This is a genomic window from Luteococcus sp. Sow4_B9, assembly GCF_052116585.1.
In the GTDB taxonomy this organism is placed as follows: Bacteria; Actinomycetota; Actinomycetes; order Propionibacteriales; family Propionibacteriaceae; genus Luteococcus.
The window spans coordinates 1-20,347 of the sequence record NZ_JBQKKT010000026.1 but is presented as its reverse complement, the minus strand read 5'-3'; the positions used below and the strand labels follow the sequence as shown (position 1 = coordinate 20,347).

Genomic DNA, 20,347 nt, shown 5'->3' with positions numbered 1-20,347 from the left:
ATCACCATACCTGTGGAGAACTGAGGCGACGGGCTGCCAGGGCTCCGATGACGGCCACCGAGAACAGGTCGATCCCGATGAACAGCCAGCCCGGCAGGTTGGGCGTCGACGCCAGCACCAGGGCCAGCAAACCGGAGCTCACCAGGGCCAGCCAGGTGGCGCCGCGGGCGTCACCGGTGCGCAGCAGCAGCGCCCCGCCGACGGAGAAGGTGCTCACCGCCAGTGTGATCGAGATGGCCGGCAGGCCCGGTGGGATGCCACGCAGCAGGTAGGAGGCGAGCAGGCCTGCGCCCAGACCGCCCAGCGCTGCGCCCGCCGTCACCAGCACGCCCGCCATGGCGGTGCGTCGGCGCACCGTCCGCCAGGACAGGCCCCGGTCTGCGATCCGGCGGACAGCCTGGCTGGCGATCTCCACCAGCGGGTCCGACGCGGCGGAGGCGACCATCGAGCCCAGCGCGACGACGAGGAATTCCGGCCCCACCCAGCCAGCCGCCACCCACAGCATGGTGACCGGGGCCAGCGTCTGGATGCAGGCCATCACCAGCACCCGGTGCCACCCGTCGATCATCATGTTGGGCTGGGTCCGCACCGCGTGCAGCAACTGGCCCGCAGAGATTGCGTAGCCGGCCCCCAGCGCCAGGATGGCTGGTGTCACGCGCCACGGACCGTCGAGACCCAGACCGATGAGGGCGATACCGAGTGCTGCCAGGGTGAGCCACAGGGAACGGGTCAGGCGCCGCCGGGAGAGCCAGACGGCGGCGGTGGAACCCCACATCACCCAGGTGGCGAGCTCGGGGCTTCCCATGATGGTGAAGAAGGCGAGTCCCACCAGCACCTCGAAGACGGAGATCGCCAGGGCCAGGGTGGCGCCGCGACCCTCCTGTCGTTGGCCCAGGCCCCACCAGATGGCGGCGCTCACGGTCTGGGCACTGAACCAGGCGGCGCCACCGGCGGCGAAGGTGTGCAGCGCCGGACGATCGGCAGGCACGGCCAGCACACAGATCAGCACGCCGATCAGCATCACGAAACCACGCAGAACCGCGGACAGCACGGATCGCCGGAAGGTGCTGGGTGTGCTCGAGTTCTTCGGTGGTGTGATCCCCTGCAGTAGCGCCCGGGCATGGTCGAAGGTGGAGGCATAGCCGGCCTGGCGCGCCACCACGTCACCCATGCCCTGGGCCTCCAGCCGGGCGGCCGCGTCGAAGACGTCGACGGCTCCCGCGACGACGCGGGGCAGCGCCTCGCGGACGTGGTCCGGCAACTGGCCCTCGGGGATGGCGCGGCGTGGCAGTGCCTGGCGGCCGGGCAGTGCATCGCGGGTGGCGAGTCGCAGGTGTGCCCCTCGGCCACTGCCTGCGGGCGGCGGTGACGGGGCTGGCCGAGGCTGCTCATGGTCTGATTGCCGCGGGCTGTCGGCAGGCAGCGCCTCCAGATGGGGGGAATCGGAGCGCGCCGAGGCATCGGGGATGCCGCGGCGGGGGACGCGGTCATCCCCCGTCAGGTGGTCCGTCGTCGGGGGTCTCAGTTGGGTGGTCACGCGCCCACCTTTCGCCGGAGTGGGGGATCCTGGGGGGTGCTGGGGGACGGGTCATCGAGCAGGGCACGGCTGGGGATGCTGCGGCTGCTGGCGGTTTGCGCATACATGGCCCGGTAGTGGGCCGTGAAGGTGTCGACATTGAACTTCTCCAGCGCCCGACGCCGCGCGGCACGTGCCATTCGCCGACGTTCGTCATGGTCCAGCAGGAGGTCAGCCAGGGCGTCGCCCATGGCTTCCGCATCGCGGGGTGGCACCAGGATGCCGGCAGTGCCGTCGCAGCCCGTGACCTCGCCCACGCCGCCGACGTCGGTGTTGACGGTGGCTCGACCGGACATCATCGCCTCGATGACCGTGAACGGCATGCCTTCGGAGATGCTGGACAGGGCCACGACGTGGCCCGCCTCCAGCGCTGGCAGGGCAGAGGGGCGTGGCCCCTCGAAGGTGACGTGGTCCTGCAGGGACAGCCGGGTGACGAGCTCGCGTACCTCTTGCTCGTAGTCCTCGTTGCCCGCGGGGGTGGGGCCGAAGAGTCTCAGCCTGGCCTGCGGGACGCGCTCCCGGACCCTGGAGAAGGCCCACACCAGGGTTCCGAGGTCCTTCAGGGGATCGATGCGTCCCACCCAGGAGATGGTGGGCACCGTTGGCTCGGTGAGGATGACGGGGAATCTGCCGGCCTCGACGCCGTTCGCGATCGGGCGCACCGTGGCCGGCTCGGCGCCCAGGTGCACGGCCCAGCGGCCGTTGAAGTCGCTCACTGGCGTCAGCACCTCGGAGCGTTCATAGGCGAGCTGGCAGACGGCACGGGTGAAGGCCATCATCGCGTAGCGCACGTCCCACGGCATGCCTTCCTCGGCCACCGCCAGGTAACGCTCACGCAGGTAGACGCCGTGTTCGGTGAGCATGATGGGGGTCCCGTCGCGCCAGTGGCGGGCCAGGGCCATCAGCGAGGACGGGCCGTTGGACGTGGCATTGATCACGTCCACCTCGGGCCATTCGGTGTCCATCACGGCCAGGGCGCGGTCCGTGTGCCGGGCCACCAGCGCGGCGCGACCACCGGAGATGGTGGGCAGATTGCGTCCTCGGGCATGGAGTGCCCAGGCATCGAGCATGGCCTCGGTGGATCCTTGCTGGCGCAACAGCCAGCTCAGGGGCTGGGGGCTCGAGGTGACGATCGACTGCATCGCCTCCTCCATGCCCGCCAGATCCGCTTCCTGGCCTTCTGGGGGCAGGATGCATCGCCACATGGCGTGCAGGCTGTCACGGCAGTTGCGCAGCTGCAGGTTGGTGGCTCGCCCGCGGAAGCGGACCTTGCGAGCGGGCGGATCCCACATGCCGACCAGGGTCAGGCTCTTGACATTGGGTTCTCGCCGCCAGATGGGGGTGCGTTCGAGTCCCACGATGGAGACGACGTGGAATTCGTGATCGGGCAGGCTCCGGATCAGCAGGTCGGCCCAAGTGCTGACCCCGCCCTTGGCGGTAGGGTAGGTGCCCTCTCCCAGCAGGCCGACGCGGACGTCAGCTGGTGTGGACATGGGCCATCCGGGCAACCGTGGCGCACACGATGGCGCCACACGCACTACAACCAATGGTCATTCTTCTGCCCCCGAGCTCTGCTCACTCCCGGCCCCCGCCGAACAGTGTGTGCAAGGTAACAAGCGTGGACGTCGAATGGGGGGATTCAAGATGACGACTTGGGCGGGTCATGGCTGTGCAGGGTGGGCCACGACGTCGACTTCCTGAACTGGGGACTTCCCTGCGGCGGGGCTCGTGCGCTAAGGCTCTTTCCCTGTGCCACAGGTGGAGCGTTGCATTTCAATCCCCGTGGGGATCGAGGATCGGCGCGTGCGGTGCGCGGCAGTTCGAGCGCCCTTTGTCCGGCCGGCGTGGGCGGTGACGGCGAATCGCTGGTTTCAGTTATTCTTCAGCTTTCTCAGGTCTGGGAGCTCCGTTGCTCGATCGTCCCGGGTGGCGCCCCGGCGGATCGTCCCACGCGGACCGTGCAATGACACCAGAAGGCGGTGTCATTGGGCGGGCTCGTAGGCTGGGGCCATGACCCAGATCGTCAGCACCACCTGCGCCGCGGACGGCACCATCACCACCTTCACGCTCAACGGCGAGACACTCGTCCCGCTGGGCACCAGCCCCGTGGGCAAGGGGGTCTCGGCCATGGCACCGGACGCCACTGGCCTGCGCGCCCATGTCTCGCTGAAGGAACCGGCCGGCGTGGCCACGGTGGCCCTCAACCCGGACAACGGCATCTGGACACAGACCTCGCACCGCCCCTTGCCGACGCATCCCAGCTACCTGGTGCGCAGCCACGACGGCCGCTTCCTCCTGGGCGCCGACTACGGGCGTGGTGTGGGGACGGTCTGGCCCGTGGCCGCCGACGGCAGCCTCGGAGAGCCGACGGCCAGCGTCGAGCACAAGCGCCTGCACAGCGTCATCCAGGTGGGCCAGCACGTCTACTTCATCTCCCTGGAGGAGGACCTCGTCGCCTGCTATGCCCTGACCGACGACGGCCGTCTGGAGGCGCTGCCCCAGGCCACCGTGGCCTGCCCGGCCGGCAGCGGGCCACGCCACGTCGTCGCCAGCGAGGACGGCCGCAACCTCTATGTGGTGACCGAGTTCTCCGGGGAGGTGCTCCGCTTCACGCGCGACGCCGGAACCGGCGCCCTGGAGCACGTGCAGACGGTGGCGGCTCACGACACGTCCGCTGGGCTCGGCCACAGCGTGATCGACGAGGACCCGGTGGCCAACCACTATGTCTGGGGAGCGGACCTGCACTTCGCCGGCCCGGAGGGACGTTGGCTGGTGGTCAGCGAGCGCACCGAGTCTACCCTGGCGGTGCTCCCCGTCGCCGACAGCGGCATGCTGGCAGAACCCGTGTCGATCGCACGGGTCAACACCCAGCCGCGCGGCTTCGTCGTCACTCCCGACGGGGCACATGTGGTCTGCCCGGGCGAGAAGTCGCAGAACCTGGGGCTCTACCGCGTTGAGGATGACGGGCGGCTGGTGGACGTGGCCCAGGCGCCCAATGGCGCCGGCGCCAACTGGGCGCGGATCGTGGAAGCCTGAGATGGGCCCTGCACGACGGGTATCGGCCACGGGGACGCTGGCCGTCCTGCTGATGGCGGCGGGCGCCCCGGCAGCGATGGCCTGCAGCTGCGCAGACCTCTCCACCGCCGAGGCCGGGAAGCTGGCCGATCTGGTGGCCAGCGGCACGGTCACCACGGTTCAGCGCGGGCCCGGCTCCTCGTCGGGAGAGCGGGTCTTCTACACCCTCGCCGTCGACAAGTCCTTCAAGGGTGAAGCCTGGCAGACGACCACCGTCACATCGGCGGCCAGCGGCGCCTCCTGCGGTGTCCAAGGCATCGACGAGGGAGACGACATCGTCCTGTTCGCCAGCGAGAGCCCGGGCGGCTGGACGACGACGCTGTGTGACGGAACCGCCCCAGCGTCACCCGCGCTGCTGCAGGAGGTGGAGAAGGCACTCGGCGCCGGCAAGGCACCGCAGGAAGGCACCGACCCCAAGGCCGCGAGGGCCGAGGGGTCGGGGGAGAGCGCGCCCAGGCTGTTCGGTGCGGCGGCGATCGGTTTCGTGGTCGCGGCGGCGGTGGCCGGGGTCGTGCTGGCGCGTCAGCGCCGGGGCTGAGCCCCAGCGCCGTCCAGCGCCGGGATCAGCGCAGTTCCTCCGGGATCCACCACAGGCCGTTGTTGTTCTTGGCCAGGTAGTCCTTCATGTCCTGGCTCTTGTAGGCCGCAACGATGTCCTTGGCCCACTGGGAATCCTTGTTGTCCTGGTGCACCACCACCTGCAGCACCAGGTGGGGTCAGCCCTGCTTTCCCTTGCCCGGTTCGGATGCGAAGGCATCGGTGTTCATCGTGGCGCGCAAGGTCTCGACGTCCTTCGAACGGCGAGAGGCCAGCCGCTGGGGAACCCGGTCACGGTTGTAGGAGACCGTCGAGTAGCCGTGCGGCTTGGGCTGGCCGTCCTCGTCGAGCGAGACCATCACGATCTTGTCGATCTTGATGATCACCTCGCCGGTGAAGACATTGCGGACGACGGCGCGCAGCGTGAGGCTGGTGCGGCCCCACTCGGCCACGGCCAGACCCATCTCGATGATGTCGCCCTGGCGGGCCGAGGAGACGAAATTGATCTCCGACATGTACTTGGTGACGGTGCGCTCATTGCCCAGCTGGATGATGGCGTAGATCGCGGCTTCCTCGTCGATCCAGCGCAGCAGGCTGCCGCCGAACAGGCTGTGGTTGGCGTTCAGGTCTTCGGGCTTGACCCACTTGCGGGAGTGGAAGTTCATCGAGTTCGGCACGGCCCTCATGCTAGCCCGACGATTCGTCGACCAGTGGTGCTGCGGGCCATGGCGCGGAACGTCGCCGGTGGCTGGGAAGGGATGCCGCGGCAGACGGGCGGCACACTGCGCCGGGCTGCGGACACGTGACTGACCCGTGGGACACCAGCGATTCCCGGACCACCGCTGGTAACGTCCCCCAGTCGCGTTGGCGTACGACGCACGAGAAGAGGTAGGAACATGGCCCAGACGGCCCATGCCGGCGGTGGCACCGCCCCCCACGATGATCCGCGCGGTGGCGCGGGGGAGAACCAGCTGAGGCGCGGACTGCGCGCCCGACACCTGAACATGATCGCCATCGGCGGCGCCATCGGCACCGGGCTGTTCGTGGCCTCCGGTGAGTCGATCAGCACCGCCGGACCGGGCGGCGCCCTGCTGGCCTATGCCGCGATCGGGTTCATGGTCTACCTGCTGATGCAGTCGCTCGGCGAGATGAGCACCTGGCTGCCCGTCGCCGGCTCCTTCGAGACCTACGGCACCCGTTTCGTCAGCCCGTCCTTCGGCTTCGCCACCGGCTGGAACTACTGGTACAACTGGGCGATCACCGTGGCGGCGGAGCTGGTGGCCGCCTCTCTGGTCATGAAGTACTGGCTGCCCGATGTCCCGGCGTGGATCTGGTCGGCGATCTTCCTGACCATCCTCTTCCTGCTCAACGCGGCCAGCGTAGGCACCTTCGGCGAGAGCGAGTTCTGGTTCGCCTCCATCAAGGTGGTCACCGTCATCGTCTTCCTCATCGTCGGCCTGGCGATGATCCTGGGCATCATGGGCGGCCAGAGCCCGGGCTTCAGCAACTGGACGGTGCAGGAAGCACCCTTCGTGGGCGGCTGGCAGGGAGTGCTGGCGATCTTCATGATCGCCGGGTTCTCCTTCCAGGGCACGGAGATGATCGGCGTCGCCGCGGGCGAGGCCACCGATCCGGAGAAGTCCATCCCGCGCGCCATCAAGGCGGTCTTCTACCGCATCATGCTCTTCTACATCGGTGCCATCGCCATCGTCGGCTTCCTGATCACCTACACGGATTCTCGGCTGCTGGGTGCCGACATCGACAACATCTCCGTGAGCCCCTTCACCCTGATCTTCGAGCGGGCCGGTGTGGCGGGTGCGGCCTCGCTGATGAATGCGGTGATCCTGACCTCCATCCTTTCGGCCGGCAATTCCGGCATGTACGTCTCCACCCGCATGCTCTACGGCATGGGACGTTCCGGCAAGGCGCCCCGGATCTTCGGCCGCACCACGCGGCGCGGCGTGCCGATGTACGCGCTGCTGGCCACCACTCTGATCGGCGGCTTCTGCTTCATCGCCAGCCTGATCGGCGACGGCGGTGCCTACCTGTGGCTGGTCAATGCCTCCGGCCTGGCCGGTTTCATCACATGGATGGGCGTGGCCTGGAGCCACTATCGCTTCCGCAAGGCCTTCGTGGCGCAGGGACGCTCGCTCGACGAGCTGCCCTTCAAGGCCCGCTGGTTCCCCCTCGGCCCGCTGATGGCACTCGGCATGTGCGCCCTGGTGGTGGCCGGCCAGAACTACCAGGCCTTCGTCGGCGAGGTCGACGTGCAGGGCCTGTTCGCCTCCTACCTGGGTCTGCCGCTCTTCCTGCTGCTGTGGGGCGGCCACAAGTTGGTGACCAAGGCCCCGACGGTGGACCTGGCCACGGCCGATCTCTCGCGCACCGACGTGGCCGAGGACGTTGCCTACGACCTGATCCCCTGACCTGGTGGTGCTGGAACTGTCGGCACGTCGTGGCACGATCGAAGGCATGCATTTCCAGGGGGCCACGGCATGAGCGGACGCGCCAGGGCTGAGGTGATCGCCGCGCTCCTGGTGGTGAGCCTCTTCGCCGCCATCGTCGGGCCGGTCTGGTGGCAGCGTTGGCGCGACGGCGACCTGGCCGGTTCCCCGGCACCGAGTGCAGGGGCAGAGCAGCCGACGAGTGGCGATGGTGAGCCGTCGGCCGGTGCGGGGTCCGCTTCACCCGTCGCTCGTCGGGCCACGGTGCTGCGGGTCAGCGACGGGGACACCATCCGCGTGGACCTGGCCGGACGGGCCACCACGGTGCGGATCCTCAACATCGACACCCCCGAGACCCACAAGGCCGGAACACCGGTCGAGTGTCTGGGGCCGCAGGCCAGCGCTGCGCTCACCGAGCTGTTGCCGGTCGGCAGCACCGTCGACCTGTTCTCCGATGGACCCGCCAAAGATCGCTATGGCCGCACCTTGGCCGCGGTACGTCGCGACGGCAACCTGGTGGCCGAGGAGATGGCCCGACGCGGATTCACGGCCGGCATCGTCGTCAGCGGGGCGGACACCTGGTTGGCGCCCGTGGCAGCCGCCCAGCAGGAGGCCATGCTCCACCAGCGGGGCCTCTACGATCCCAGCATCCCGTGCACCGTCGCCGGGCAGGTGGAGGCCCGAGTGGCGGCGCTGGCCGTGCAACCGGCGGGAAGTGAGCAGGAGAGGGCGGTCCGGCGTGAGCGGCTCACGTCAGCGATCGGTCCGGCGCAGCAGCTGCGCGCCCAACTTGCGCTGCCGGACAGCAAGCAGAAGGCCACCTACCGGCATCGCCACCCCGCGGCCTGGCGGCACGGGCAGGTGCAGCGTCTGGACACGGCACTGGCCGCCGCCCGGAAGGCGACGGCCAGCCCGTAGGTCACGCTCTTTGTCACTCCTCCACGGCGAACATGCCGGTCAGGCTCGCGGAGTCCAGCTGGTTGGCCAGGATGGTGAAGCGCACCTGGGCGCTGGTGGCGGCATCCGGCACCGGCAGCGTCTTGAAGGGCAGGGCGTGCACCGTGTGGATGTAGCGGTGGGCCGCTCCGGGCGGCGGGCACGGGCCTCCGTAGCCCTCATAGCCGTAGTCGGTGACCCATTCGCGGACACCTGCGGGCAGGTCAGCGTCCTCGTCGAGCTCCGTGACGTCGGCCGGCAGGTCCACCAGAACCCAGTGCCACCAGCCGGAACCGGTGGGGGCATCCGGATCGAAGATGGTGATCGCGAAGCTCTCCGTGCCCTCCGGGGCTCCGCTCCAGCTGAGCTGCGGCTTGACGTTCTCGCCGCCGGCTCCCTGCTCGGCGTACTTCAGGGGGATCGTCTCGCCGTCGGCGTAGGACTTGCTGGTGAGTTCCATGCTGCACTCCTTGGGGGTGTTCCGTCATGGTGGCACCGCCGAGCGGCGATGCTCATACATCCCAACCCTAACTCGCAGAGTGCAGCGACAGCGGCTGCGAAAGCTCACGACAGCTTGAGCAAGACCTTGGATGATCCCGTGGAACGGTCAGCGGCAACTGCAAATGCCTCCGAGGCCTCTTCGAGGGGGAACTCGTGGGTGATCGCGGCGGACACGTCCAAACCCTCAGCCATCAGCCGGAGGGCATCAGAGATCTCATCGACGAAGCGGTACGAGCCGGTGTATGTGATCTCTCGAGTCACGAGCTGCCCCAGAGCCGCGCTGATCTCCCCGGCTGGGAGGTTACCCACCTGCACCACGGTGCCGCCACGACGGACGGTCTGGAACACGGATCCGATCGCCCGCGGGCTGCCGGAGGCCTCGATCACGATGTCGACATCGTCGGGGAGCGTGGCGCTCGCAGCGATGTTGAACGTCGCGTCTGCCCCGAGCTGACGGGCGATCCGCAGGGGTGCATCAACCAGATCGGTGGCGTAGACGGTGCGGGCGCCCCGAGCCCGAGCCGCGGCCACGGCCAAGGCGCCGATCGGCCCAGCACCATTGACCAGGACCGTCGCGCCCGCCAGGTCACCTGCGCGCGCAACGGCGTGGAGCGCCACCCCGAAGGGCTCGGCCAAAGCACCTTGCCTGGTCGTAACGCCCTCGGGCAGCGCGCGGACCTGATCCGCTCGCACCGCACGGAACTCGCTGAATCCGCCCTGCTCATGAGGGTCGAAGGCGGCCGATCCGAAATACCGCACCTGCGGCCACAGGTTCGTGCGACCGGCAAGTCCATTGTGTAGTTGGTGCTGCCCCACGAGTGTGGCGGGATGTACGGTGACGGCCTGCCCGATCCTGATGTCGACGACGTCATCCCCGACCTCTGTCACCCGTCCCGATACCTCGTGGCCCAGGATGAGCGGATCCTTCAGCACCGCGGTTCCGCTGGTGCCCGTTCTGACGTAGGCGACGTCCGATCCACAGATCCCGCCCCATTCCATGGCGACCAGGACATGCCCCGGGCGGCACTGAGGGCGGGGGACCTCATCGACGCGAAGGTCATTGGCCGCGTGAACCACAACTGCCTTCATCGTCATTCCCCTCTCCACTTAATCTGGAACTGGTTCTGGTCATCTGGCAATCGGGTGCATCGTCCGCCCGCATCAAAGGAGGGCGAAGAGCGCCACTGAGGCCAGGAAGCCCATCACCGACTCGATGGTCTGCTGCACCGTCCAAGTGCGCAGCGTGGTGGAGACATCCATTCCCAACAGACGGCCCACCAGCCAGAAACCGGAGTCGTTGACGTGGCTTCCGAAGACCGATCCAGCGGCGGTGGCGAGTGTGATTGCCACAACTTGGCCGCTGGAGAAGCTGCCCGCGGCGACGGCCGGGGCCATGAGACCTGCAGCGGTCACCAGGGCGACGGTGGCCGAGCCCTGGGCCAGACGCAGCACGACCGCGATCAGCCAGGCCGCGACGATCACGGGCAGACCAATGTCTTCCATCGAGTCACTGAGCGCCTGACCGATGCCGGAGGTGCGCAGCACACCGCCGAACATGCCGCCGGCGCCGGTGATCAGCACCACGGAGCAGATCGGGCCGAGGGACGAGTCGACGATCTTCTCCAAGGCCGTGCCCTTCTCGCCGCGCGCGAAACCCAGTGCTGCCAGAGCCACCAGCACCGAGATGAGCAGCGCCACCGGTGAGGAACCAAGGGCCCGGGCGACGTGGAACCAGGTGGCGTCCTTGGAGACCTTGCCAGCGGCCCGAAGGAAGTCCAGCCCTGTGTTCATGAAGATGAGCAACATCGGCAGCAGGAGCACGAGAAGTACGGTGGAGACCTTGGGTGGGTTCTTCACGTCGTCGTCGTCGATGGAGCCGAAGAGCCCATCAGCGTCGGTGAAGGGGAATTGCCGGGCACAGACCTTGCCCCACAAGTAGCCGGAGACGTACCAGGTGGGAATCGCCACCACCAGGCCCAGAGCCAGCACGAGCCCGAGGTTGGCGCCGTAGAGCTCGGTGGCGGTGACGGGGCCAGGGTGCGGCGGGACGAAGACGTGCATCACAGAGAAGGCGACCGCCGAAGGGATGGCGTAGCGCAACACGGGGCCACCCAGTCGGGCGGCGACAGCGAAGATCACCGGTAGCATGACGACCAGGCCAGCGTCGAAGAACATCGGGAAGCCCATCAGCAAGGAGGCGACGCCCAGAGCCAGGGGAGCGCGTGACTCCCCGAACAGGGCAATCAGCCTGTCGGCCAATGCCTGGGCTCCGCCGGAGTGCTCGACGAGTTTCCCGAGCATCGCGCCAAGGCCCACCAACAGAGCCACCGACCCGAGCGTGCCACCGAAGCTGCTGGTCAGCGTGGGAACGATCTCTGCGGCCGGGATGCCCGTCGCGAACGCGGTGACGAGGCTCACCAGGATGAGGGTGAGGAAGGCATGCAGCTTGAAGACGATCACCAGCACCAGAATCAGTGCAATCGCGGCGGCAGCGATGCCCAACAAGGGCAATGCTCCCATCGTCTGTGTCCATCCGTCGATCATGAGTGCTCCGTGAGGGTGGATGCCCAGGGCTGCCTCAGTCGTCGATGGCTGGTGCTGGCGGGCAAGGGTGAGGGCGCTGACAGGAGACCAGCCAGAAGACGCAGCGCTGCAGGCATCCGACCAGTGAGGGCAACCGTAGCACTGGCGCTCCCCATGACCAGTGGCAATTCGCCACGCGGACGTCGAATCGGGCCAGATCAGTCCACCCGGCTGAAACCGAGTACGTGCAGCACCAGTTCGCCCGCCTCGTCACACGCGTCCAGGTTGATGGAGGCCTGCAGCTGCCAGTCATGGTTGCGGTCCGGGTCATCGATGATCTGCGCCACTCGCCAGGTGCGTGGCTCGTCGCCCTTGCCGCCGAACTTCTCGATCCGCAGCATCTTGGGGCCGCGGGCGTCCGCGTCGATCCCCATGTCGTCGTGCTCGTCCCAGTAGGCGCCCAGAGCCTCATCCCAGGCGTCGGCGTCCATCACGACATCCGGGTCTCGGGCGTCCAGCTCCGCCAGCTCGTCCACCTTGTCGTCGGCCATCAGCTCCACGTGACGCCACAGGGCATTGCGCACCAGGACGGTGAAGGCGCGCTGGTTGCCCGTGACCGGGTGGCGCTTCTCCGCCGGGTGGGTGAGGGCCTTGAGGCGGTCCTCCGGATCGGCGTCGGGATCGGTGAGCGCCTCCCACTCGTCGAGCAGCGAGGAGTCGGTGAGGCGGATGACCTCGCCCAACCACTCCACCAGGTCGGTCAGCTCCTCCGTGACGAAGCGCTCCGGCACGCTCTGGCGCAGGGCCCGGTAGGCATCGGAGAGATAGCGAAGCAGCAGTCCCTCGCTGCGTTCCACCTTGTAGTAGGCCACATATTCGCCAAAGGTCATGGCGCGCTCGAACATGTCGCGCACGATGCTCTTGGGGCTGAGCGCATTCTCCGCGATCCACGGGTGACTGGGGCGGTAGGTCTCGTAGGCGTGGTCCAGGAGTTCGGCCAGCGGTTTGGGCCACTCGACGTCCTCCAGCGCCTCCATTCGCTCCTCGTAGTCGTAGCCGTCGGCCTTCATCTCCGCGACGGCCTCGCCCCGGGCCCTGTACTGCTGCTGGATGAGGATGAACATCGGGTCCTCAAGGGTGGCCTCGATGATGCTCACCAGATCGAGCGCATAGTCAGGGTCCTCGGCGTCGAGCAGTTCGAAGGCCGCCATGGCGAAGGCGCTCAGCGGCTGGTTGAGGGCGAAGTTGTCCTGCAGGTCCACGGCGAGCTCATAGCGGCGTCCCGACGGGTCGGGTGGGTCGAGCCGGGTGACGACGCCCGCCTGCAGTAGTGAGCGGGCCAGCGCCACGGCTCGCCGCTTGAGGCGACGACGCGTGGCCTCGTCCGGCACCGACTCGTCGATCAGGTGCACCACGGCCTGCGCGGTGTCCTCATCGCGTTCCAGCAGGTTGAGCAGCATCGCATTGGTGATCTTCATGCGGGCGTGCAGGGTCTCCGGAACGGAGTCGATCAGCTTCTGGAAGCTCTCCTCGGTGTAGTTCACGAAGCCCTCGGGGGCCTTCTTGCGCTGCACCTTGCGACGCTTCTTCGGGTCGTCACCGGCCTTCGCAAGGGCCTTCTCGTTTTCGATGACGTGCTCGGGGGCCTGGGCCACCACGTAGCCGATGGTGTCGAAACCCGCCCGGCCGGCCCGGCCCGCGATCTGGTGGAATTCCCGGGAGCGCAGGATGCGCATCCGTCGCCCGTCGAACTTGCTCAGGGCGGTGAACAGCACGGTGCGGATCGGCACGTTGATGCCGACGCCCAAGGTGTCGGTCCCGCAGATCACCTTGAGAAGTCCTTGCTGCGCCAAGGTCTCCACCAGGCGGCGGTAACGGGGCAGCATGCCGGCGTGGTGCACGCCGATGCCGGACTTCACCAGCTTGGCCAGGGTCTTGCCGAAGCCGCCGGCAAAGTGGAAGTGTCCGATCGCCTCGACGATCTGGTGCCTCTCCTCGGTGCTGACCAGCTTCGCGCTGAGCAACGCCTGGGCCCGCTCCAGGGCGGCGGCCTGGGTCGAGTGGACGATGTAGACGGGCGCCTGGCCGGTGCTGACGATCTCCTCGACGGTCTCGTGGACGGAGGTGAGGGCCCACCGGTAGACCAACGGAACGGGGCGCTGGGCGTCGGCGATCACGGCGGTCTCGCGGCCCGAGCGGCGGGTGAGGTCCTGGCGCAGCTGGCTGACGTCGCCGAGCGTTGCGCTCATCAGGATCTGCTGCGCCTGCGGCAGCTCGGTCACGCCCACCTGCCAGGCCCAGCCACGGTCCGGATCGGCGACGAAGTGGTACTCGTCCATCACCACCTGGGAGACGTCGGCGGTACGGCCCTCGCGCAGGGCGATGTTGGCCAGGATCTCCGCGGTGCAGCAGATGATCGGCGCATCGGCGTTGACCGAGGCGTCTCCGGTCACCATGCCCACATTGGTGGCGCCGAAGACATCACACAGGGCGAAGAACTTCTCGCTGACCAGCGCCTTGATCGGCGCCGTGTAGAAGCTGACGCCATGGGTGGCCAGTGCCGCGAAGTGGGCGGCGATGGCGATCAGGCTCTTGCCCGACCCGGTGGGGGTCATCACGATCGCGTTGTTCCCGCTCAGGATCTCCAGGATCGCCTCCTCCTGGTGCGGGTACAGCGTGATGCCATTGCTCGAGGCCCATTCGATGAAGGCGGCGTGGATGGCGTCGGGGCCCGGATTGGCCCCCAGGGCGGGGAGTTGGTCGATGAGGCGCATGTTGGTCCCATCGTGTCATGTCGGTGGGCGGATAGCCTCGGGGACATGGGCCAGACCAGCTTCGCCGTAGCCTTCCTGGGAGGGGTGGCAGCACTCTTCAGTCCCTGCGCGGCCATGCTGCTGCCCAGCTTCTTCGCCTTCGCCTTCAGCCGCACCGGAACCATGGTGGGTCGTCTGGTGCTCTTCCTGATCGGGTTGCTGCTCACGATGGTGCCCCTGGGGCTGGCGGCCGGCTCGTTGGGACAGGCGCTGATCAGTGACACCGCGACGATGCTGCGCTGGGGCGCCGTCCTGCTGGTGGTGCTGGGGCTCGTGACCGCCAGCGGATGGAGTCTGCCGGTGCCCGGGCTGCCCTCCCGAGCCCGTGCCAATCCGGCGGCCCCGCTGGCCATCGTCGCGCTGGGGGCCAGCTACGGCCTGGCCAGCGGTTGCACCGGGCCGATCCTGGGCTCGGTCCTGACCTTGGCGGCCATGGGAGGAAGCCCCGTGCTCGCGGCCATGCTGATGTCCGTCTACGCGCTGGGCATGGCGCTGCCCCTGATGGTGATCAGTCTGCTCTGGGAACGATTCCGGCTGGGAGAGAAGCAGTGGCTGAAGCCCCGGCCCGTGCGACTGGGCCCGGTGAACACCACGCTCAGCCAACTCCTCAGCGGGCTCATCTTCGTCGCGCTCGGGCTCTTCCTGCTGGTCACGGGGGGTCAGGCGGGTGGCCTGCTGGACGCCACCCAGCAGTACAACCTGGAGAACACCCTGTCGCGCTGGGGACGTTCGATGGGAGACCTGCCCATCGTGCTCCTGCTGGTGGCGCTGTCCGGCCTGCTCGCCTGGCTGTGGCTCGCGGAGCGGGACAGGCAGGGCGTGCGGCAAGATGGCAGCCATGACGAGTGATGCGCTTGCGCTGCCCCAGGCCCTGCTCGACGCGCGGCTGGTGGCGACCCTGCCAGACCGTGCCATGCCCTCCCTGGTGGCGGCGGTCGAGGTGATGGTGCAGGAGGGCCTGCCCGCGGTGAGCCTTCCGGCCGCCCAGGTGGAGCAGGTCTCCAAGCTGACCGGGATCTTCGGCCCGCGCGCCGTGCTCGGTGTGCACGACGTGGACTCGGTGGAACAGTTGGAGGCGGCTGCCGGGGCTGGCGCGCAGTTCGTCGCCCTGTGCGGTCCCGACGCTGCGCTGGTGACGCGGGCGCGGGAGCTGGGCGTCGCCGTGCTGGCTGCTGCCCTCACCCCGACGGAGGTTCGGGTGGCGTGGACCCTGGGCGTCTCCGCGGTCCTGGTGGTTCCCGCCGAGGTGATGGGTTCCGGCTACCCAGAGGCACTCGTGCAGCTGGCCCCCGGCGTGACGCTCAATGCCCGAGGCGGGCTGGGGGCCTACTCGGCGCGTCGGTGGGCAGAGGCCGGTGCGACGGCCGTCTGGCTCGACGAGGCCCTGGTGGGTGACGCCTTCAGCGGCGGGTCGCTGTCCAGCCTGCGCGAACGCTGCCAGACCTTCCGGTCCGCCGTCGACGAGTGACCCTCGTGGCGGTGGTGGGGTGACGGCCTACTTCTTGCCGCCGTTCTGTTCGATCACCTGGGTGAAGACCTCCACTGGCTGCGCACCAGACAGTGGCGTGGTGTTGATCACGAAGAAGGGCGTGCCGCTCAGGCCCAGGCTGCGCGCCTCCTGGATGTCCTTCTCCACGGCCGCACGAGTGGCAGGACTGGCGCTGTCCTTGGCGAACTTCGCCATGTCCTTGACGCCAGCCTGCTGCGCGAAGCGCTGCAGGTCGGCCTCCTTGATGGTGGGATGACCACTGGTCGGGGCCACGGCGTGCAGGGCCTTGGAGAACTCCCAGAACTTGCCCTGTTCGCCAGCGGCACGCCCGGCCAGGGCGGCATTCATGGACTCCTCGCCGAAGAGCACCAGATCGCGGTGTTCGATGCGCAGGCTGCCGGAGTCGATGTAGGGCTGCAGCTGGGGCAGTGTCTGTCGGCTCCACACCGAGCAGAAGGGGCAGCGATAGTCGGACCACTCGATCATCACGACCGGGGCATCCACGGACCCCTGTGCCGTGATGTCCTTCGGGTCACGCCGGGGCAGTTTCTTCATGGCGGCGATGGCGGCCGGATTCTGTGATGGCTGGGTCTGCGGAGTGGCAGCGGGCGCCGTCGGAGCGGCCGGCGTCGCCGCGGTCGCAGTGCTGCGGAGCCGGTCGAGCTCGGACTTCTGGGCCATCAGGAGGGCGCCAAGCGCGATGCTGAGCGCCGTGAGCATGGCCACGAGCACCCAGGGGAGTCGGGTGGCGGAGCTGGGCTTCCCCTCGTCGCCTCCGCCCTGCTTCCATCCCTTGCCGGGGGCCAGCGGATCCGCGCCGCCGCCCTTGGGCTTGGCGTTGGGGGAGGGGGAGCTCTTCCTGGACGAACTGGCCATGCCGCCAACCCTACAAGCGGGCTCGAGGAAAGCCGGGAAGCGGCCTTTCATTCGATGAAGCGGTCATGTGTCTCCTCCCGGGGGCGCAGGCTGACGCTCGCGGCGCCGAAGGAGGCCATCACCCCGAGGCCGGCCAGAGCGGCCATGGCGTACCGGAGGTTGCGGGGCAGCGGCTCCTGGTTGCGCATCTTGGCGTCGGCGCCCGGCCCGGAGGGCGTCACCCCGGTGTGTGGAGCGGGTGTGGGGTCGCTGGCGTGGGCCGCCGGGGTGACCGGGAGCGTGACTGCCAGAAGAATCGCCGCGACCCATCGTCGCCCGCCCTGTGGACAGCAGGAAATCCAATGGTGCTTGGAATCGAGAAAGGTGGCAGGGTATGTCTCGGGTGGTCCTTCGGTCATGTTGGTATTCACCCTAGATATCGCCCCGGGGGTGGCGGTGCAGTACGCGCCGTGGTGCAACACTTGGGCGGATCGAAAAACTGGACGGATGGCCGTGGAGGACCACGGGTGATGTCCGGGAAGATCGTCGGGTTGGTGGGGACAACTGGAGGTTTCGGGGGAATGACGAGGATGAGTCTGGCGGATCGGCGCCAGAAGCTGCTCGAGGCGGCGCTGGCCGTGATTGGCAGGGCTGGGGTTGCGGCGGCAACCACGCGTGCCATTGCGGCCGAGGCGGGGATGCCGCTGGCCAGCTTCCACTACGCCTTCGAGTCCCATCAGGCGCTCATGGTCGAGGCCATGGGCCGTCTGGGCGAGGCAGAGCTGGACTACTGCGAGCAGGTCACCCTGGAGGGCATGACCGTGCAGGAGGTCGTGCGTAATGGCCTGACCTGCTGCCTGGAGGACCTCATCTCCCGCCCCCAGGCGCACCTGAGTCGCGTTGAGCTCGCTGACTACGCCCTGCGTACCCAGGGGCAGGAGAACGTGCCGGCCCGCTGGCGCCAGGAGCGACTGGAGGTGCTGGCTGCCAAGGTGACGGCTCATCAGCAGCAGACCGGAGCCCTCAAGGGGGTCGATCCGACGGCCTTGGCGGCAGTGATGCTGGTCCAGGCGGATGGTGTGCGTGACGCCTACCTGGCCACGCGAGACCGGGCGGTTGCCGAGTCCGTGATCGACGCCTGGGAGTCGATCCACACAGCTTCCTGAGATGGTTTTGAGTTTTTCTCAGATTTTGGCCTAGGCTGGAGCAATCCTTCAGCCCACTTGTGAGGAAGCCCGCCGTGACTCCTGACCGCCCCATCCGGGACTTCGCGCCCCAACGCGCCGCCGACGACTCGACGTACGTGGATGCCGAGATGGCACAGGGCTCGGTCGGGACGCCACGGGCCAGCGTTCCCGGCGACGGGCCCTTCGGTTTTGAAGGCTTGGGTCTTGATGGCTCGGATGTTGTCGACGACACCGTGGCGGAGCTGTCCGGCGACGGCGCCGGGTTCGAGACGGAACCGCGCAGCGCCAAGCGCTACCTTGCACCCCTGGCGCTGGTGGCGGGGCTGGCCGTCGCGGTGGGTGGGGCCTTCCTCATCCCCTCGGCGAAGAGCCAGGATGTGGCCGAGGCGACGACACCTGCGATCTCCGGGCATCGCGAGCAGCCCATCAGCCGCTCCAGTGCCCGACCTGTCCTGTCCGCCTCCCCGACGCCGACGGCCTCGATCACCGTGACCGCGCCGGCCACCCCCTCGGTCAGTGCCAGCCGTTCGGCGAGTGCGACGCCGCGCGCGAGCCGGACCAGCACCCCGTCGTCGAAGCCGACTCCGAAGGCCGTCAAGGTCACCCGCAGCATCAGGCCAACCGCCAAGGCGGCCGTGGCGACCCGTTCCGAACGACCGAAGTCCAAGGCTGCGCCGCTCGGGGAGGTCACCGGTTCGCGCTATGCCACCACCGTCGTCAATGTGCGCGCCCTGCCCGATGCCGATTCCCGCAAGCTGGGCACGCTGCGCGACGGGCAGAAGATCAGCGTCACGAGTGTCCGTCAGGATGGGTGGCGCCAGGTCAAGTACGACGGTGACGCTGGCTGGGTGCGTTCCGACTACCTGACCTCCAAGGCGCCCGTCGCGGCAAGTACCGACGGCGCCAGGTCCGGCGGCTCCGGCGACAGCGCGTCGGGCTCCACCCCGAAGCGCAGCACGAGCGGCGCCGCCTGCAAGTCGACGGCCGTCGAGGCCGGCCTGACCAGCAATGCGATCGCCGTCCATCGGGGCGTGTGCGCGAACTTCCCGTCCATCACCAGTTTCGGCGGAGTCCGCGGAACGGCCGATGCCCATGGCAGCGGCCGCGCGCTCGACGTGATGGTCTCCGGGGACCTGGGTTGGCAGGTGGCCCGCTGGGCTCGTGCCAATGCGTCCAGTCTGGGAGTCACCGAGGTGATCTACTCGCAGCAGATCTGGACCACCCAGCGTGCAGGGGAGGGCTGGCGTCCGATGAGTGACCGTGGCTCGGCGACGGCCAACCACTACGACCACGTGCACGTCACCGTTCGCTGATCGAACACCGGCAGCCCTGCCAGCTGTTGAGGCGGCCCATCACCACTGCCAGCTGTTGAGGCGGCCCATCACCACTGCCAGCTGTTGAGGCGGCCCATCACCACTGCCAGCTGACCCCGTGCACCCCGCTCAGGGCCTGCGGGGCAATCTGCTGGATGATGCCTCCGCTGACCTTGAGTGGCTCACTCTCCAGATTGCGGTGGTCTTCGGGATTGGGCAGACCCGCGATCTCCGCCTTGCCCTTGTAGTAGCCCGTCGCCTGCGTCGGGGGATCGCCGAGGAATTCGACGGTGTTGACCAGATGGTCGTGCTTGGCGGCCAGCGAGCGCTCCCACCGGTGGCTCGGAACGGTGCTGGGCGCGCACTCGATCCGGTATGCGTGCAGCGACGGTTCGCCGCGCTCCAGAGCTCGGGGCAGTTCCAACCGCGCGACCACCAGGTGCTCCTCCGGTACCTGGATCTGCTCCACCACGACGCAATTGGTGACCGCGACGATGCTGGGGGAGACGGGATCCAGGCTGTCCTGGAAGTAGATGGCGGGGAAGGCACGCATGCCGTCGATCTTGCTGTGCACCAGCTGCGTAGACGTGATGGAGACCTCATTGCGCTGCGGGCCGATGATGACGTGGTCGTGGTTCACCACGCCTCGCCAGCGCGCCACCGAGAGGTCCAGCCGCTCCAGACAGTCGTGGAGGAGATCGCGCTTGGAAATCACGTCCCAGGGGCGCTTGTTGTCCTCGGCGCGTTGGGGCAGGAGTTGTGAGAGGTGGCCGGCGGGCAGGTTGAGCAGCCGCTCCAATTCGTCCACGGCGCGCAGTGAGCTGGCTCGCCGGGGAAGGCTGCGTCCGGTCTGCCAGTAGCTCAAGCTTGCGGCGGCCACCGGGGTTCCGGCGGCCCTGAGTTTCTGCTGCACCTCGTCGAGTGTCAGGCCGCTGTGGCGTAGGGATTGTGCGAGCACCTCGGAGAAATTCCGGGCGGTACCCGGTTGGGGGGTGTCCCTATGTTGCTCGTCAAGCGGCGAGGGGTATGGGTGAGGGTTCTGGCGTCGGGGCGGGTGCTCGGTAGGGCTCCCGGTTCTTGAGCATGGCGAACAGGACG

General features: G+C 68.3%; 19 protein-coding genes. 8 read left to right on the top strand and 11 right to left on the bottom strand.

Features of this window, described 5'->3' with window-relative positions:
* Window position 1: 1 nt before the first annotated feature.
* Window positions 2-1,537, bottom strand: a complete 1,536-nt coding sequence (locus ACTQ49_RS12990) for a hypothetical protein (RefSeq protein ID WP_441828265.1) — start codon at window positions 1,535-1,537, stop codon at window positions 2-4.
* A complete protein-coding gene (gene pelF, locus ACTQ49_RS12985) occupies window positions 1,534-3,069 on the bottom strand; it encodes a GT4 family glycosyltransferase PelF (protein WP_441828264.1) in 1,536 nt (511 codons plus the stop codon). The genes ACTQ49_RS12990 and pelF overlap by 4 nt, the downstream gene beginning before the upstream one ends.
* Window positions 3,070-3,586: 517 nt before the next feature.
* Here pelF and ACTQ49_RS12980 point away from each other — a divergent pair.
* Window positions 3,587-4,612 (top strand): lactonase family protein, encoded by a 1,026-nt coding sequence (locus tag ACTQ49_RS12980; protein WP_441828263.1) that lies wholly within the window; start codon window positions 3,587-3,589, stop codon window positions 4,610-4,612.
* A 1-nt stretch (window position 4,613) separates the two neighbouring features.
* A complete protein-coding gene (locus ACTQ49_RS12975; RefSeq protein WP_441828262.1) occupies window positions 4,614-5,189 on the top strand; it encodes a hypothetical protein in 576 nt (191 codons plus the stop codon).
* 25 nt (window positions 5,190-5,214) lie between these two features.
* Here the strand turns inward: ACTQ49_RS12975 and ACTQ49_RS12970 are convergent, their stop codons facing one another.
* Both ACTQ49_RS12970 and ACTQ49_RS12965 read right to left on the bottom strand, forming a co-directional pair.
* Window positions 5,215-5,358: a hypothetical protein gene (locus tag ACTQ49_RS12970; RefSeq protein WP_441828261.1), complete on the bottom strand. Its 144-nt coding sequence runs from the start codon at window positions 5,356-5,358 to the stop codon at window positions 5,215-5,217.
* A gap of 9 nt (window positions 5,359-5,367) precedes the next feature.
* Window positions 5,368-5,865: an acyl-CoA thioesterase gene (locus tag ACTQ49_RS12965; RefSeq protein WP_441828260.1), complete on the bottom strand. Its 498-nt coding sequence runs from the start codon at window positions 5,863-5,865 to the stop codon at window positions 5,368-5,370.
* 219 nt (window positions 5,866-6,084) lie between these two features.
* On the opposite strand from ACTQ49_RS12965, the gene ACTQ49_RS12960 reads away from it, so the two are divergent.
* On the top strand, window positions 6,085-7,614 hold the full coding sequence (locus ACTQ49_RS12960) for an amino acid permease (RefSeq protein ID WP_441828259.1): 1,530 nt from the start codon (window positions 6,085-6,087) through the stop codon (window positions 7,612-7,614).
* A 69-nt stretch (window positions 7,615-7,683) separates the two neighbouring features.
* The gene (locus ACTQ49_RS12955; RefSeq protein ID WP_441828258.1) at window positions 7,684-8,550 is read left to right on the top strand and encodes a thermonuclease family protein; all 867 of its coding nucleotides are present in this window, start codon (window positions 7,684-7,686) and stop codon (window positions 8,548-8,550) included.
* A gap of 13 nt (window positions 8,551-8,563) precedes the next feature.
* Here the strand turns inward: ACTQ49_RS12955 and ACTQ49_RS12950 are convergent, their stop codons facing one another.
* The 4 genes from ACTQ49_RS12950 to ACTQ49_RS12935 all read right to left on the bottom strand — a co-directional run bounded on the left by ACTQ49_RS12950 (window position 8,564) and on the right by ACTQ49_RS12935 (window position 14,366).
* Window positions 8,564-9,028, bottom strand: coding sequence for a YbhB/YbcL family Raf kinase inhibitor-like protein (locus ACTQ49_RS12950; RefSeq protein ID WP_441828257.1), 465 nt, complete (start codon window positions 9,026-9,028; stop codon window positions 8,564-8,566).
* Between the two features lie 104 nt (window positions 9,029-9,132).
* Window positions 9,133-10,158: an L-idonate 5-dehydrogenase gene (locus ACTQ49_RS12945; RefSeq protein ID WP_441828256.1), complete on the bottom strand. Its 1,026-nt coding sequence runs from the start codon at window positions 10,156-10,158 to the stop codon at window positions 9,133-9,135.
* 72 nt (window positions 10,159-10,230) lie between these two features.
* The gene (locus ACTQ49_RS12940) at window positions 10,231-11,613 is read right to left on the bottom strand and encodes a GntP family permease (RefSeq protein WP_441828255.1); all 1,383 of its coding nucleotides are present in this window, start codon (window positions 11,611-11,613) and stop codon (window positions 10,231-10,233) included.
* 197 nt (window positions 11,614-11,810) lie between these two features.
* Window positions 11,811-14,366 carry a DEAD/DEAH box helicase gene (locus ACTQ49_RS12935; protein ID WP_441828254.1) on the bottom strand — a complete coding sequence of 852 codons (2,556 nt, stop codon included), beginning with the start codon at window positions 14,364-14,366 and terminating at the stop codon, window positions 11,811-11,813.
* Window positions 14,367-14,411: 45 nt separating this feature from the next.
* On the opposite strand from ACTQ49_RS12935, the gene ACTQ49_RS12930 reads away from it, so the two are divergent.
* On the top strand, window positions 14,412-15,254 hold the full coding sequence (locus ACTQ49_RS12930; protein ID WP_441828253.1) for a cytochrome c biogenesis protein CcdA: 843 nt from the start codon (window positions 14,412-14,414) through the stop codon (window positions 15,252-15,254).
* A complete protein-coding gene (locus ACTQ49_RS12925; protein ID WP_441828252.1) occupies window positions 15,244-15,873 on the top strand; it encodes a bifunctional 4-hydroxy-2-oxoglutarate aldolase/2-dehydro-3-deoxy-phosphogluconate aldolase in 630 nt (209 codons plus the stop codon). Before ACTQ49_RS12930 ends, ACTQ49_RS12925 begins: the two co-directional genes overlap by 11 nt.
* Window positions 15,874-15,900: 27 nt before the next feature.
* On the opposite strand, the gene ACTQ49_RS12920 is transcribed toward ACTQ49_RS12925, so the two are convergent.
* Complete coding sequence (locus ACTQ49_RS12920) at window positions 15,901-16,770, bottom strand: DsbA family protein (RefSeq protein ID WP_441828251.1); 870 nt, start codon at window positions 16,768-16,770, stop codon at window positions 15,901-15,903.
* A gap of 47 nt (window positions 16,771-16,817) precedes the next feature.
* Window positions 16,818-16,991, bottom strand: coding sequence for a hypothetical protein (locus ACTQ49_RS12915; RefSeq protein ID WP_441828250.1), 174 nt, complete (start codon window positions 16,989-16,991; stop codon window positions 16,818-16,820).
* Between the two features lie 339 nt (window positions 16,992-17,330).
* On the opposite strand from ACTQ49_RS12915, the gene ACTQ49_RS12910 reads away from it, so the two are divergent.
* On the top strand, window positions 17,331-17,915 hold the full coding sequence (locus ACTQ49_RS12910) for a TetR family transcriptional regulator (RefSeq protein WP_441828249.1): 585 nt from the start codon (window positions 17,331-17,333) through the stop codon (window positions 17,913-17,915).
* Window positions 17,916-17,989: 74 nt separating this feature from the next.
* Window positions 17,990-19,249: an SH3 domain-containing protein gene (locus ACTQ49_RS12905; RefSeq protein WP_441828248.1), complete on the top strand. Its 1,260-nt coding sequence runs from the start codon at window positions 17,990-17,992 to the stop codon at window positions 19,247-19,249.
* A gap of 97 nt (window positions 19,250-19,346) precedes the next feature.
* Here the strand turns inward: ACTQ49_RS12905 and ACTQ49_RS12900 are convergent, their stop codons facing one another.
* Window positions 19,347-20,162, bottom strand: coding sequence for a hypothetical protein (locus tag ACTQ49_RS12900; protein ID WP_441828247.1), 816 nt, complete (start codon window positions 20,160-20,162; stop codon window positions 19,347-19,349).
* Window positions 20,163-20,347 lie beyond the last annotated feature (185 nt).

Excerpts from the sequence above, each read along its gene's own strand:
- pelF (WP_441828264.1), bottom strand. The coding sequence starts at position 3,069 with ATGTCCACACCAGCTGACGTCCGCGTCGGCCTGCTGGGAGAGGGCACC.
- ACTQ49_RS12980 (WP_441828263.1), top strand. The coding sequence starts at position 3,587 with ATGACCCAGATCGTCAGCACCACCTGCGCCGCGGACGGCACCATCACC.
- ACTQ49_RS12975 (WP_441828262.1), top strand. The coding sequence starts at position 4,614 with ATGGGCCCTGCACGACGGGTATCGGCCACGGGGACGCTGGCCGTCCTG.
- ACTQ49_RS12960 (WP_441828259.1), top strand. The coding sequence starts at position 6,085 with ATGGCCCAGACGGCCCATGCCGGCGGTGGCACCGCCCCCCACGATGAT.
- ACTQ49_RS12955 (WP_441828258.1), top strand. The coding sequence starts at position 7,684 with ATGAGCGGACGCGCCAGGGCTGAGGTGATCGCCGCGCTCCTGGTGGTG.
- ACTQ49_RS12950 (WP_441828257.1), bottom strand. The coding sequence starts at position 9,028 with ATGGAACTCACCAGCAAGTCCTACGCCGACGGCGAGACGATCCCCCTG.
- ACTQ49_RS12945 (WP_441828256.1), bottom strand. The coding sequence starts at position 10,158 with ATGAAGGCAGTTGTGGTTCACGCGGCCAATGACCTTCGCGTCGATGAG.
- ACTQ49_RS12940 (WP_441828255.1), bottom strand. The coding sequence starts at position 11,613 with ATGATCGACGGATGGACACAGACGATGGGAGCATTGCCCTTGTTGGGC.
- ACTQ49_RS12935 (WP_441828254.1), bottom strand. The coding sequence starts at position 14,366 with ATGCGCCTCATCGACCAACTCCCCGCCCTGGGGGCCAATCCGGGCCCC.
- ACTQ49_RS12930 (WP_441828253.1), top strand. The coding sequence starts at position 14,412 with ATGGGCCAGACCAGCTTCGCCGTAGCCTTCCTGGGAGGGGTGGCAGCA.
- ACTQ49_RS12925 (WP_441828252.1), top strand. The coding sequence starts at position 15,244 with ATGACGAGTGATGCGCTTGCGCTGCCCCAGGCCCTGCTCGACGCGCGG.
- ACTQ49_RS12920 (WP_441828251.1), bottom strand. The coding sequence starts at position 16,770 with ATGGCCAGTTCGTCCAGGAAGAGCTCCCCCTCCCCCAACGCCAAGCCC.
- ACTQ49_RS12910 (WP_441828249.1), top strand. The coding sequence starts at position 17,331 with ATGACGAGGATGAGTCTGGCGGATCGGCGCCAGAAGCTGCTCGAGGCG.